General features: G+C 61.8%; 12 protein-coding genes and 2 tRNA genes. 13 read left to right on the top strand and 1 reads right to left on the bottom strand.

The genetic code is table 11. From position 1 onward, the window contains the following. Positions 1-25: 25 nt before the first annotated feature. Positions 26-340: a ribosome assembly RNA-binding protein YhbY gene (gene yhbY / locus GA645_RS24185; RefSeq protein WP_152226183.1), complete on the bottom strand. Its 315-nt coding sequence runs from the start codon at positions 338-340 to the stop codon at positions 26-28. A gap of 79 nt (positions 341-419) precedes the next feature. Between yhbY and rlmE the strand changes: the two genes are divergently transcribed. The 13 genes from rlmE to truB all read left to right on the top strand — a co-directional run bounded on the left by rlmE (position 420) and on the right by truB (position 12,951). Further along, entirely contained in the window at positions 420-1,043 is a 624-nt protein-coding gene (rlmE, locus tag GA645_RS24180; protein WP_017518950.1) for a 23S rRNA (uridine(2552)-2'-O)-methyltransferase RlmE, read from the top strand. A 200-nt stretch (positions 1,044-1,243) separates the two neighbouring features. Then, on the top strand, positions 1,244-3,160 hold the full coding sequence (ftsH, locus tag GA645_RS24175) for an ATP-dependent zinc metalloprotease FtsH (protein ID WP_152226180.1): 1,917 nt from the start codon (positions 1,244-1,246) through the stop codon (positions 3,158-3,160). Positions 3,161-3,169: 9 nt separating this feature from the next. Beyond that, positions 3,170-4,039: a dihydropteroate synthase gene (folP, locus tag GA645_RS24170; protein ID WP_152226178.1), complete on the top strand. Its 870-nt coding sequence runs from the start codon at positions 3,170-3,172 to the stop codon at positions 4,037-4,039. After that, positions 4,036-5,376 carry a phosphoglucosamine mutase gene (gene glmM / locus GA645_RS24165; protein ID WP_152226176.1) on the top strand — a complete coding sequence of 447 codons (1,341 nt, stop codon included), beginning with the start codon at positions 4,036-4,038 and terminating at the stop codon, positions 5,374-5,376. The genes folP and glmM overlap by 4 nt, the downstream gene beginning before the upstream one ends. A gap of 65 nt (positions 5,377-5,441) precedes the next feature. After that, entirely contained in the window at positions 5,442-6,197 is a 756-nt protein-coding gene (gene tpiA, locus GA645_RS24160) for a triose-phosphate isomerase (protein ID WP_152226174.1), read from the top strand. A gap of 2 nt (positions 6,198-6,199) precedes the next feature. Continuing rightward, on the top strand, positions 6,200-6,592 hold the full coding sequence (gene secG, locus GA645_RS24155) for a preprotein translocase subunit SecG (RefSeq protein ID WP_152226172.1): 393 nt from the start codon (positions 6,200-6,202) through the stop codon (positions 6,590-6,592). Positions 6,593-6,608: 16 nt separating this feature from the next. Beyond that, positions 6,609-6,694, top strand: a tRNA-Leu gene (locus GA645_RS24150). A 91-nt stretch (positions 6,695-6,785) separates the two neighbouring features. Then, positions 6,786-6,862, top strand: a tRNA-Met gene (locus GA645_RS24145). 127 nt (positions 6,863-6,989) lie between these two features. Then, positions 6,990-7,448, top strand: coding sequence for a ribosome maturation factor RimP (gene rimP, locus GA645_RS24140; protein ID WP_024765321.1), 459 nt, complete (start codon positions 6,990-6,992; stop codon positions 7,446-7,448). A 45-nt stretch (positions 7,449-7,493) separates the two neighbouring features. After that, complete coding sequence (gene nusA, locus GA645_RS24135) at positions 7,494-8,975, top strand: transcription termination factor NusA (RefSeq protein ID WP_015478930.1); 1,482 nt, start codon at positions 7,494-7,496, stop codon at positions 8,973-8,975. A 27-nt stretch (positions 8,976-9,002) separates the two neighbouring features. Continuing rightward, positions 9,003-11,537, top strand: coding sequence for a translation initiation factor IF-2 (infB, locus tag GA645_RS24130; RefSeq protein WP_152226169.1), 2,535 nt, complete (start codon positions 9,003-9,005; stop codon positions 11,535-11,537). Between the two features lie 106 nt (positions 11,538-11,643). Then, positions 11,644-12,033, top strand: a complete 390-nt coding sequence (rbfA, locus tag GA645_RS24125; protein ID WP_152226166.1) for a 30S ribosome-binding factor RbfA — start codon at positions 11,644-11,646, stop codon at positions 12,031-12,033. A gap of 3 nt (positions 12,034-12,036) precedes the next feature. Next, entirely contained in the window at positions 12,037-12,951 is a 915-nt protein-coding gene (gene truB, locus GA645_RS24120) for a tRNA pseudouridine(55) synthase TruB (RefSeq protein WP_152226164.1), read from the top strand. Positions 12,952-13,043 lie beyond the last annotated feature (92 nt).

The following is a 13,043-nucleotide window of genomic DNA, read 5'->3' as shown; positions in this document are numbered from 1 at the left end:
GGCTCCGCGCTGCCGGGCTTGACTGTCAGAGGCCGCTGAAGCGGCTGATGTTCGACAGGTTCTTGTTCGGCTTGGAGTTGCGACGGTAGATCAGTGCCATCTTGCCGATGACCTGGACCAGTTCGCAGCTGCCGTTCTGGCAGAGTTCGTCGATCAGCGCGCGACGGTCGTCGCGTTCGGTGATGCGGAACTGTACCTTGATCAGTTCATGATCGTTGAGCGCGCGCTCAAGCTCGGCCATCACGCCTTCCGACAGACCGTTTTCAGCAACGGTCAATACGGGTTTCAGGTGATGCCCGATAGATTTGAACTGCTTTTTCTGCTCCTGAGAGAGCGCCATAATCTGACCCCTGGGAAAAAAGGCGGATATTCTACCCGAGTTTCGGTTATACCGGGATGCCGCTCAGACGAGGTAATACGTGGCCCGTTCCAAGACTAGCCATCGCTGGCTGAAAGAACATTTCGACGATCCGTACGTGAAGATGGCACAGCGTGACGGTTATCGCTCGCGCGCCAGCTACAAGCTGCTGGAAATCCAGGAGAAGGATCGCATCCTGCGTCCGGGCATGACCGTGGTCGACCTCGGCGCCGCGCCGGGTGGCTGGTCCCAGGTCACCAGTCGGGTGATCGGCGACAAGGGCACCCTGATCGCCTCGGACATCCTGCCGATGGACAGTATCCCGGATGTCACCTTCATCCAGGGTGACTTCACCGAGGATGAGGTCTTCGCCCAATTGCTCCAGGCTATCGGAGAAAATCCGGTAGACCTTGTGATTTCGGATATGGCCCCCAATATGAGTGGATTGCCCGCCGTGGACATGCCCCGTGCCATGTTCCTCTGCGAGCTGGCTCTGGACCTGTGCACCCGTGTGCTGCGTCCGGGCGGCGATTTTCTGATCAAGATATTCCAGGGTGAGGGTTTCGACGCTTACCACAAGCAGGTTCGCGAGAACTTCGAGAAGGTGCAGATGCGCAAACCGCTGTCGTCCCGTGACCGTTCGCGGGAACAGTATCTGCTCGCACGAGGCTTTCGCGGCGCCTAGACTGGAATGAATGTGCCGGCTGCTGGTCTATAGCCCGCAGCTTTTGCTTGTGCCGGCCTCTGCCGGGGTTCATAAAGGGTTACAGACGATGCCTGCCTGGGGCAGGGGTTGTGTAGTAATTTTGGCCGGAAGGAGTCTGGCCGTCGTGCGAAGCGGTTTCCAGGGCGGAGCCGGCTTCAGAGGGTAGTCAATTGAACGACATGGCAAAGAACCTGATCCTGTGGCTGATCATCGCGGCGGTACTGGTCACCGTGATGAACAACTTCTCCAGCCCGAGCGAGCCGCAGACGCTCAATTACTCGGACTTCATCCAGCAGGTGAAGGAAGGCAAGGTCGAGCGCGTAACCGTCGACGGCTACGTCATCACTGGCAAGCGCCAGGATGGTGACACCTTCAAGACCATCCGCCCGGCGATCCAGGACAATGGCCTGATCGGCGACCTGGTCAACAACAACGTCGTTGTCGAAGGCAAGCAGCCCGAGCAGCAGAGCATCTGGACCCAGCTCCTGGTAGCGAGTTTCCCGATCCTGGTGATCATTGCCGTCTTCATGTTCTTTATGCGCCAGATGCAGGGCGGCGGCGGTGGCCGCGGCGGCCCGATGAGCTTCGGCAAGAGCAAGGCCCGCCTGTTGTCGGAAGATCAGGTGAAGACCACCTTCGCCGACGTCGCCGGTTGCGACGAGGCCAAGGAAGAGGTCAGTGAACTGGTGGAATTCCTCCGCGATCCGGGCAAGTTCCAGCGCCTGGGCGGCCGTATCCCGCGCGGCGTGCTGATGGTCGGCCCGCCCGGTACCGGTAAAACCCTGCTCGCCAAGGCCATTGCCGGCGAAGCCAAGGTGCCGTTCTTCACCATTTCCGGTTCGGACTTCGTGGAAATGTTCGTCGGCGTGGGTGCCTCGCGCGTTCGCGATATGTTCGACCAGGCCAAAAAGCACGCACCCTGCATCATCTTCATCGACGAGATCGACGCCGTCGGCCGCCATCGTGGCGCCGGCCTGGGCGGTGGTCACGACGAACGCGAACAGACCCTCAACCAGTTGCTGGTGGAGATGGACGGCTTCGAGATGAATGACGGCATCATCGTCATCGCCGCGACCAACCGTCCGGACGTGCTCGACCCGGCGCTGCTGCGTCCGGGCCGCTTCGACCGTCAGGTAGTGGTCGGCCTGCCGGATATCCGCGGTCGCGAGCAGATCCTCAAGGTCCATATGCGCAAGGTTCCGCTGGGCGACAACGTCGATCCGGCCGTGATCGCGCGCGGTACCCCAGGCTTCTCCGGTGCCGACCTGGCCAACCTGGTCAATGAGGCCTCGCTGTTCGCCGCCCGCGCCAACAAGCGCATCGTCGACATGCGCGAGTTCGAGCTGGCCAAGGACAAGATCATGATGGGCGCCGAGCGCAAGACCATGGTCATGTCCGAGAAGGAGAAGAAGAACACCGCGTTCCACGAGGCCGGCCACGCCATCGTTGGTCGCCTGGTTCCGGAACACGACCCGGTCTACAAGGTCTCCATCATTCCGCGCGGTCGTGCCCTGGGCGTGACCATGTTCCTGCCGGAAGAGGACCGCTACAGCCTGTCCAAGCGCGCCCTGGAAAGTCAGATCTGCTCGCTGTTCGGCGGCCGTATCGCCGAAGAGATGACCCTGGGCTTCGAAGGTGTCACCACAGGTGCTTCCAACGACATCATGCGTGCCACTCAGTTGTCGCGGAACATGGTGACCAAGTGGGGCCTGTCGGAGAAGCTCGGTCCGCTGATGTACGCGGAAGAAGAGGGCGAGGTCTTCCTTGGTCGTAGCGCCGGTGGCCAGCACTCGAATATCTCGGGTGAGACTGCCAAGCTGATCGATCAGGAAGTGCGCCGCATCATCGATGACTGCTACGGCACCGCCAAGCGCCTGCTGGAAGAGAACCGCGACAAACTCGACATGATGGCTGACGCGCTGATGAAGTACGAAACTATCGACGCCGATCAGATCGACGACATCATGGCTGGCCGCACTCCGCGCGAGCCGCGCGACTGGCAGGGTGGCAACTCCGGTTCCTCCGGCAACGCCGCCTCGCCACGCGACGAAGGTCGCCAGGAAAACCCGATTGGCGGGCCCGCCGGCGAACACTGAGAGCACTGAATGAGTTCGTTGCACCACCTGACCCGGTTGCTTTGCGGCAACCGGGTTCTTGATTTATCGCGCCCACATGTCATGGGCATCCTCAATGTCACCCCGGATTCCTTCTCCGATGGCGGTCGTTTCAATCGGCTGGACGTGGCGCTACGCCACGCGGCGGAGATGGTCGAAGCTGGCGCCACACTGATCGATGTCGGCGGCGAATCGACCCGGCCGGGTGCGCGGGTTGTATCCCCCACCGAAGAGCTGGAGCGCGTGGCTCCGGTCGTGGAGGCCATCGCCCGCGAGCTGGATGTGGTGATTTCAGTGGATACCTCCACCCCTGCGGTGATGCGGGAGACGGCGCGGCTTGGCGCCGGATTGATCAATGACGTTCGCTCGCTGCAGCGCGATGGGGCCCTGGATGCTGCGGTCGATACCGGGTTGCCGGTGTGCCTTATGCACATGCGCGGCGAGCCGGGGAACATGCAGGACGACCCGCACTATCCGGACATCCTCCAGGAAGTGTTGGGCTTCCTGGGGGGGCGCATCGAGGTATGCGAAGCGGTGGGCATTGCCCGGGAGCGGATCATCGTCGATCCTGGCTTCGGTTTCGCCAAGACCCAGGATCACAACCTCAGTCTGTTCCGGCAGATGGAGCGGTTGATGGCGCTGGGCTGTCCGATGCTGGTCGGGGTGTCCCGCAAGAGCATGGTCGGCCGCGCGCTCGGTCGAGAGGTCGAGGGGCGCCTTTACGGAAGTCTCGCGCTGGCAGCGCTGGCGGTGGCCAAGGGTGCCAGCATTATCCGGGTCCATGATGTCGCCGAGACCGTGGACGTGGTTCGAATGATTCACGCAGTGGAAAGTGCAAGAGAAGAGGGGATGCCCGCATGAGCAGGAAGTATTTCGGCACCGATGGTATTCGCGGTCGTGTCGGCACGCCGCCGATCACGCCGGATTTCGTGCTCAAGTTGGGCTGGGCCGTCGGCATGGCGTTCCGTCAGCAGGGCAAGTGCCGTGTACTGGTGGGCAAGGACACCCGGATTTCCGGCTACATGTTCGAGTCCGCGCTGGAGGCGGGGCTGTCCGCAGCCGGTGCTGATGTGATGCTGCTCGGTCCTATGCCGACCCCGGGGATCGCCTACCTGACGCGAACCTTCCATGCTGAAGCCGGTATCGTCATCAGTGCATCGCATAACCCTCACGACGATAATGGCATCAAGTTCTTCTCCGGCCAGGGCACCAAGCTCCCGGATGAGGTGGAGCTGGTCATCGAGGAGTTGCTCGACACCCCGATGACTGTGGTCGAATCGGCGCGACTGGGCAAGGTGTCGCGCATCAACGATGCGGCCGGTCGCTATATCGAGTTCTGCAAGAGCAGCGTGCCGTCCAATACCGATTTTGCCGGGCTGCGCATCGTGGTCGATTGCGCCCATGGCGCGACTTACAAGATTGCCCCGAGCGTGTTCCGCGAACTGGGCGCCGAGGTGTCGGTGATTGGTGTGCAGCCCAACGGTCTGAACATCAATGAGCAGTGCGGTTCGACCCACATCGACGCGCTGCAGGAGGCCGTACTGGCCGAGCAGGCCGACATTGGCATCGCCTTCGATGGTGATGGTGACCGTGTGATGATGGTGGATCACACCGGTGCGGTGGTCGATGGCGACGAGATCCTCTTCCTGATCGCCCGTGACATGCTTGATCGCGGCAAGCTGCATGGCGGCGTGGTTGGCACCCTGATGAGCAACCTGGGGTTGGAGCTGGCATTGCAGGAACTGAATATTCCGTTCGTGCGCGCGAAGGTCGGCGACCGTTATGTGATGTCCGAGCTGCTGGCCCGTAACTGGCAGTTGGGCGGCGAGAATTCCGGCCATGTCGTATGCTGCCAGCATACGACCACTGGCGATGCCATCATTGCGGCCCTTCAGGTGCTGATGGCGTTGAAGGCGCGGGGCCAGAATCTGGCCGAGGCGCGCATGGGTATCCGCAAGTGTCCGCAGGTGCTGATCAATGTGCGATTTGCCGGCGGCGATGTTGACCCGCTGGAGCACCCGGCAGTCAAGGAGGCCTGCGCCAAGGTCACCGACGAAATGGCCGGCCGCGGGCGTGTATTGTTGCGCAAGTCCGGCACCGAGCCGCTGGTGCGGGTGATGGTCGAAGGTGACGAAGAGAGCCGGGTGCGGGCATATGCCGAGCAGTTGGCGAAGGTCGTGACTGAGGTATGTGCTTGATTTCTCTTGTCAGTTCTAAAACTGTCGAGTAATATCTGCGCCCACTTTGCTCAGCGAGGTACAGCATGCGTCGACCCCTGGTGGCCGGTAATTGGAAAATGCACGGTACCCGCTCCAGTGTGACGGAGCTGATCAAAGGCCTGCGGCAACTGGCTCTTCCCACGGGTGTCGATGTGGCGGTTTTCCCGCCTTGTCTGTACATCAATCAGGTCAAGCATGGCCTGGAAGGTAAGGCAATTGCCGTTGGTGCGCAGAATTGCGCGGTTGAGCCGATGCAGGGCGCCCTCACGGGCGAGGTCGCAGCCAGTCAGTTGGCTGATGCGAGCTGCTCCCTGGTGCTGGTCGGTCACTCCGAGCGTCGCCTGATTCTGGGTGAGAGCGATGGTGTGATCAGTCGCAAGTTTGCGGCGGTTCAATCGTGTGGCCTGGTTCCGATCCTGTGCGTGGGTGAGACCCGCGAGCAGCGTGAGGCGGGCAAGACTCTTGAGGTTGTCGGGCGCCAGTTGGGCTCGGTAATCGAAGATCTCGGTGTCGGGGCTTTTTCCCGTGCCGTTGTGGCTTACGAGCCGGTGTGGGCGATTGGGACGGGGCTGACTGCTTCTCCTGAACAGGCCCAGGAAGTACATGCGGCGATTCGTGCGCAGATCTCGGCGGAAAACGCAGAGGTGGCACGCGGCCTTCGTCTCCTGTACGGCGGCAGTGTCAAGGCCGCCAACGCTGTCGAGCTTTTCGGCATGCCGGATATCGATGGGGGGCTCATTGGTGGAGCTTCCCTGAATGCGGATGAGTTCGGTGCGATCTGTCGCGCCGCAGGAAACTGAAGATGCTGGAAACAGTTGTAATCGTGATTCACCTGCTGATGGCGCTGGGTCTGGTTGTGCTGGTCCTGCTTCAGCACGGCAAGGGTGCCGACGCTGGTGCGTCGTTCGGTGCAGGTGCTTCGGCCACCGTTTTCGGTAGTCAAGGTTCTGCTACCTTCCTGAGCCGTTTTACTGGTATACTCGCTGCAGTTTTTTTCATTACCAGCTTGGGTTTAGCGTATTTTGCTAAAGAAAAAGCTGATATGATTCGTCATGCCGGGCTACCTGATCCGGTGGTGATGGAGAAAAAGCAGGAAAAGGCTCCGGCAGCTAACGATGTGCCGGGCGCGCAAGGGCAGCAACAAGCTCCTGCGACTGGTAACAGCGATGTTCCGGCGGCTCCTGAGCAGAAGTAAGCAGGCAAGAGTTTTTGCCGAGGTGGTGGAATTGGTAGACACGCTACCTTGAGGTGGTAGTGGCCATAGGCTGTAGGGGTTCGAGTCCCCTCCTCGGTACCATATACGAAAGGCCCGCTGTGCGGGCCTTTTCGTTCCGGAGTTTCGGTTGACCTTCAAGGGGCTCAACCGTATAATTTCGCACCAGCTTTGACGCGGGATGGAGCAGTCTGGTAGCTCGTCGGGCTCATAACCCGAAGGTCGTAGGTTCAAATCCTGCTCCCGCAACCAGTTTGGCAGAGCCCCTTTTCAGGGGCTTTTTGCTAGCTGGACAGTCCGTGCCGCCAGGTCAGGGCGGTCCTTAAGGGATGGGCGTTTCGCCCATTTTTTATTTCTACAGCATACGCGAGGCGATCAGGTGTCGAGCAAGCTAGAACAGTTGCAGGCCTTGTTGGCCCCTGTAGTAGAAGCGCTCGGCTATGAGTGCTGGGGCCTGGAGTTCATTTCCCAAGGTCGCCATTCCCTGCTCCGGGTTTATATCGATCGTGCGGAAGGCATCTTGATCGATGACTGCGAGATCGTCAGTCGTCAGGTCAGCGGCATTCTGGACGTGGAAGACCCGATCAGTGGCGAGTACACCTTGGAAGTGTCGTCGCCCGGCATGGACCGGCCTCTCTTTACGCTTGAACAGTTCGCCCGCTATGTCGGCGAGCAGGTAAAGATCAAGCTGCGTACGCCCTTCGAAAGGCGGCGCAATTTCCAGGGCATTCTCCGTGGTGTGGAGGAGCAGGATGTGGTGGTCCTGGTGGACGACCATGAATACCTGCTGCCGGTCGACTCGATCGACAAGGCCAACATCATTCCCCGATTTGAGTGAGCCGCCAGAGCGCGGATTCCAATGGATTGAAAGGCGAGGCGTACGATGAGCAAAGAAGTACTGCTGGTTGTTGAGTCGGTATCCAACGAGAAGGGTGTACCGCCTGGCGTGATTTTCGAAGCGCTGGAGCTGGCCCTGGCAACTGCGACCAAAAAGCGTTTCGAAGACGAGGTTGACCTGCGCGTGGAAATCAACCGCGCCAACGGCAACTACGAAACCTTCCGTCGCTGGACCATCGTCGAGGACGAGGATTACTCCAATCCGGCATCGGAACTGACTGTCGAAGACGTGCAGGAAGAGCACCCCGGCATGAAGGCCGGCGAGGTCATCGAAGAGAAGATCGAGTCCATCGAGTTCGGTCGTATCGCCGCCCAGACCGCCAAGCAGGTCATCGTGCAGAAGGTCCGCGAGGCCGAGCGCGCCCAGGTGGTCGACGCCTACCGCGAGAAGGTCAACGAGATCATCTCCGGCACTGTCAAGAAGGTCACCCGCGACAACGTGATCGTCGACCTGGGCAACAACGCCGAAGCGCTGCTGGCCCGCGACCAGATCATCCCGCGTGAAACCTTCCGCGTCGGCACCCGCGTGCGTGCCCTGCTCAAGGAAATCCGCAGCGAGAACCGTGGCCCGCAGCTGGTCCTGTCGCGTACCGCGCCGGAAATGCTGATCGAGCTGTTCCGCATCGAAGTGCCGGAAATCGCCGAGCAGCTGATCGATGTGATGGCCGCCGCCCGTGACCCGGGTTCGCGCGCCAAGATTGCCGTCCGCTCCAAGGACAAGCGTATCGATCCGCAGGGCGCCTGCATCGGTATGCGTGGTTCCCGCGTCCAGGCCGTTTCCGGCGAACTGGGCGGCGAGCGTGTGGACATCGTCCTGTGGGACGACAACCCCGCACAGTTCGTGATCAATGCCATGGCTCCGGCCGAAGTGGCAGCGATCATCGTCGACGAAGATACCCACACCATGGATATCGCCGTCGCTGAAGACAACCTGGCCCAGGCTATCGGGCGCAGCGGTCAGAACGTACGACTGGCCAGCCAACTCACCGGCTGGACCCTGAACGTGATGACCGAGGCCGATATCCAGGCCAAACAGCAGGCTGAGACTGGCGACATCCTGCAGCGTTTCGTCGATGAGCTGGATGTCGACGAGGAACTGGCCCAGGTACTGGTGGAAGAAGGTTTCACTACCCTGGAAGAAATCGCCTACGTACCGATGGAAGAGATGCTCAGCATCGACGGCTTCGACGAGGACATCGTCAATGAGCTGCGCTCGCGCGCCAAGGATCGCCTGCTGACCAAAGCCATCGCCACCGAAGAGAAACTTGCCGACGCACAACCGGCCGAAGACCTGCTCAGCCTCGATGGTATGACCAAAGAGCTGGCGGTGGATCTGGCGCTGCGTGGCGTAACCACCCGTGAAGATCTGGCCGAGCAATCGATTGACGATCTGCTCGACATCGACGGCATGGACGAAGAGCGTGCCGGCAAGTTGATCATGGCCGCCCGGGCCCATTGGTTCGAGTAAGCATTCGCGGCCTGAGGAGAGAAGTGCATGACGCAAGTCACGGTGAAAGAACTGGCCAAGACGGTCGATACGCCGGTGGAGCGCCTGCTGCAGCAGATGCGCGAAGCGGGTCTCCCACATAGCAATGCCGAACAGGTAGTGACCGACAGCGAGAAGCAAGCGCTGCTCGCCCACCTGAAAGGCAGCCACGGTGAGCGCGCGGAAGAGCCGCGCAAGATCACCCTGCAACGCAAGACCACCTCGACCATCAGGGTCGCTGGCAGCAAGACCGTCAGCGTTGAGGTGCGCAAGAAGAAAACCTACGTCAAGCGTAGCCCTGACGAGCTCGAAGCCGACCGCCAGCGCGAGCTGGAAGAGCAGCGTGCAGCCGAAGAGGCTGTTCGTCTGAAGGCTGAGGAAGAGGCTCGCCAGCGCGCCGCCGAGGAAGAGGCCCGCCGTCAGGCGGACGCCGCTCGCCAGGCTGCTACCGCTGCGCCTGCCGCCGCTGCTCCGGCTGCTGCCGAAGTGCCGCGCGCTGCGGCTCCTGTTGCTGCGCCGGCTGCCCCGGCCGCTGCCGCTCCTGCTGCGGACGATCGCAAGAAGGAAGAGCCGCGCCGCGCGCCCAAGCGTGACGACGAGGACGAGCGCCGTGATCGCAAGCATGCCCAGCATCGCCCGTCGATCAAGGAAAAGGAAAAGACCACTGCGCCGCGCGTCGTGCGCAGTGGTGGCGACGACGACGACAGCTTTGGCCGTCGTGGCGGTGGCCGCGGCAAGGGCAAGCTGAAGAAGCGTAACCAGCACGGGTTCCAGAGCCCGACAGGACCGATTGTGCGTGAAGTGAATATCGGCGAAACCATCACTGTGGGCGACCTGGCTGCCCAGATGTCGGTGAAGGGTGCCGAGGTCGTCAAGTTCATGTTCAAGATGGGCACCCCGGTGACCATCAACCAGGTACTCGATCAGGAAACCGCCCAGCTGATCGCCGAAGAGCTCGGCCACAAGGTCAAGCTGGTCAGCGAGAACGCCCTGGAAGAGCAACTCGCCGAGTCGCTGAAATTCGAAGGCGAAGCCGTTTCCCGCGCGCCGGTTGTGACTGTCATGGGTCACGTCGACCACGGCAAGACCTCCCTGCTCGACTACATCCGTCGTGCCAAGGTGGCAGCTGGCGAAGCCGGCGGCATCACCCAGCACATCGGCGCCTACCACGTGGAAACCGACCGCGGCATGGTCACCTTCCTCGACACCCCCGGCCACGCTGCGTTCACCGCGATGCGTGCGCGTGGTGCCCAGGCGACCGACATCGTCATCCTCGTGGTGGCAGCGGACGACGGCGTGATGCCGCAGACCCAGGAAGCTGTGCAGCACGCGAAAGCGGCTGGCGTGCCGATCGTGGTTGCGGTTAACAAGATCGACAAGCCGGACGCCAACCCGGACAACATCAAGAACGGCCTGGCCGCTCTGGACGTGATCCCGGAAGAGTGGGGCGGCGATGCTCCCTTCGTCCACGTATCCGCCAAGATGGGTACCGGCGTCGATGAGCTGCTCGAAGCCGTTCTGCTGCAAGCTGAAGTACTCGAACTCAAAGCCACTCCGTCGGCCCCGGGCCGTGGCGTGGTAGTCGAGTCGCGTCTGGACAAGGGCCGTGGCCCGGTAGCCACCGTGCTGGTCCAGGACGGCACCCTGCGTCAGGGCGACATGGTCCTGGTCGGCGTCAACTACGGCCGCGTCCGTGCGATGCTCGACGAGAACGGCAAGCCGATCAAGGAAGCTGGTCCGTCCATTCCGGTCGAGATCCTCGGCCTGGATGGCACCCCGGATGCCGGTGATGAGATGACCGTGGTCGCCGACGAGAAGAAGGCCCGCGAAGTCGCTCTGTTCCGTCAGGGCAAGTTCCGCGAAGTGAAACTGGCTCGTGCCCACGCCGGCAAGCTGGAAAACATCTTCGAGAACATGGGCCAGGAAGAGAAGAAGACCCTCAACATCGTCCTCAAGTCCGATGTCCGTGGATCGCTGGAGGCCCTGCAGGGCTCGCTCGGCGGCCTGGGCAACGACGAAGTGCAGGTTCGCGTGGTCGGTGGCGGCGTCGGTGGTATCACCGAATCCGATGCCAACCTGGCGCTGGCCTCCAACGCGGTGCTGTTCGGCTTCAACGTCCGTGCTGACGCTGGTGCGCGCAAGATCGTCGAGTCCGAAGGCCTCGACATGCGTTACTACAACGTGATCTACGACATCATCGAAGACGTCAAGAAGGCCCTGACCGGCATGCTCGGCAGCGATGTTCGCGAGAACATCCTGGGCATCGCCGAAGTGCGTGACGTGTTCCGTTCGCCGAAGTTCGGCGCGGTCGCCGGCTGCATGGTCACCGAGGGTCTGGTGCACCGCAACCGTCCGATCCGTGTACTGCGCGACGACGTGGTCATCTTCGAAGGCGAGCTGGAATCCCTGCGTCGCTTCAAGGATGACGTCTCCGAAGTGCGTGCCGGCATGGAATGCGGTATCGGCGTGAAGAGCTATAACGACGTCCGCGTCGGCGACAAGATCGAAGTGTTCGAGAAGGTCGAAGTCGCTCGTACTCTGTAAGGGTATTCGAGCGTGAACGCAGCGCCCGGGCCGGCTAATCAGCTGTCCCGGGCGTTTGCCGCTTTCAGACCCGGCGCCTCGCGGCTCGGGTAAGCAGGTTAGAGAAATGGCCAAAGAGTACAGCCGTACCCAGCGTATCGGCGACCAGATGCAGCGCGAACTCGCGCTGCTGATCCAGCGTGAAATCAAGGACCCCCGTCTGGGCCTGGTGACCATCACCGGCGTCGACGTGGCGCGTGATCTGTCCCATGCCAAGGTGTACGTCACCGTGATGGGCCAGGACGACAACGTCGAAGTGGTGAAGCAGAACACCAGCATCCTCAACGATGCGGCGGGTTTCCTGCGTATGCAGCTGGGCAAGGCGATGAAGCTGCGTACTGTTCCGCAGTTGCACTTCAGTTATGACGCCAGCATCCGTCGTGGTGCGGAACTGTCGGCGCTGATCGAGCGAGCGGTGGCGGAAGATCGTCGCCACGGCGGCGATTCCGAGGAGTAACGCGTGGCCCAGGTGAAACGCATTCGCCGTGCGGTCAACGGTGTGCTGATTCTCGACAAGCCGCGTGGCATGAGCTCCAACCAGGCCCTGCAGAAGGTGCGCTGGCTGCTCAACGCCGAGAAGGCCGGCCACACCGGCAGCCTCGACCCGCTGGCCACCGGCGTGCTGCCGCTGTGTTTCGGCGAAGCGACCAAGTTCTCCCAGTACCTGCTCGACGCCGACAAGGCGTACGAGACCGTGGCCCAACTGGGCGTCACCACCACCACCGGCGATGCCGAGGGCGAGGTGGTCGAGCAGCGTGAGGTTACCGTTGGTCGGGAGGCTATCGAGGCCCTGCTGCCGCGCTTCCGTGGCGACATAGAGCAGGTGCCGCCGATGTACTCGGCCCTGAAGAAGGACGGTCAGCCGCTGTACAAGCTGGCCCGTGCAGGAGAGGTAGTGGAGCGCGAGGCGCGTTCTGTTACTATTGCGCGCCTGGAAATGCTCGCGTTCGAGTCGCCGTGCGCGACCCTGGCCGTTTCCTGCAGCAAGGGCACCTACATTCGTACCCTGGTCGAAGACCTCGGCCGCGAACTCGGTTGTGGCGCACACGTCGCCGCCCTGCGCCGGACCCAGGCAGGTCCCTTTCAGCTGAACCAGTCGGTGACGCTGGATGAGCTCGAGAAAGCCCATGCCGAGGGTGGCAACGAAGCCCTCGACCGCTTCCTGCTGCCGGTGGATGCCGGCCTGGAGCACTGGCCGCTGCTGCAGTTGTCCGAGCACAGCGCCTATTACTGGCTGCATGGTCAGCCGGTACGCGCCCCCGATATGCCGAAGTTCGGCATGCTGCGGGTGCAGGATCATGAGGGCCGCTTCATCGGTATCGGTGAAGTGGTCGAAGACGGGCGCCTGGCGCCGCGTCGACTGATTCGGTCCTAAGACCGAAACCGAGGGTGGCTGTCAGCAGGCACGGTCACTCCTCTTACTATGAACACAGGGAGAAGTCCCTGGCCTGTTACCTCAGAGGAAGC

Source organism: Pseudomonas sp. SCB32 (assembly GCF_009189165.1).
Lineage (GTDB): Bacteria > Pseudomonadota > Gammaproteobacteria > Pseudomonadales > Pseudomonadaceae > Pseudomonas.
This window is presented reverse-complemented; position numbering and strand designations above follow the sequence as displayed.

Coding starts and splice junctions, on each gene's coding strand:
- yhbY (WP_152226183.1), bottom strand. CDS start 340: ATGGCGCTCTCTCAGGAGCAGAAAAAGCAGTTCAAATCTATCGGGCAT.
- ftsH (WP_152226180.1), top strand. CDS start 1,244: ATGGCAAAGAACCTGATCCTGTGGCTGATCATCGCGGCGGTACTGGTC.
- folP (WP_152226178.1), top strand. CDS start 3,170: ATGAGTTCGTTGCACCACCTGACCCGGTTGCTTTGCGGCAACCGGGTT.
- glmM (WP_152226176.1), top strand. CDS start 4,036: ATGAGCAGGAAGTATTTCGGCACCGATGGTATTCGCGGTCGTGTCGGC.
- tpiA (WP_152226174.1), top strand. CDS start 5,442: ATGCGTCGACCCCTGGTGGCCGGTAATTGGAAAATGCACGGTACCCGC.
- secG (WP_152226172.1), top strand. CDS start 6,200: ATGCTGGAAACAGTTGTAATCGTGATTCACCTGCTGATGGCGCTGGGT.
- nusA (WP_015478930.1), top strand. CDS start 7,494: ATGAGCAAAGAAGTACTGCTGGTTGTTGAGTCGGTATCCAACGAGAAG.
- infB (WP_152226169.1), top strand. CDS start 9,003: ATGACGCAAGTCACGGTGAAAGAACTGGCCAAGACGGTCGATACGCCG.
- rbfA (WP_152226166.1), top strand. CDS start 11,644: ATGGCCAAAGAGTACAGCCGTACCCAGCGTATCGGCGACCAGATGCAG.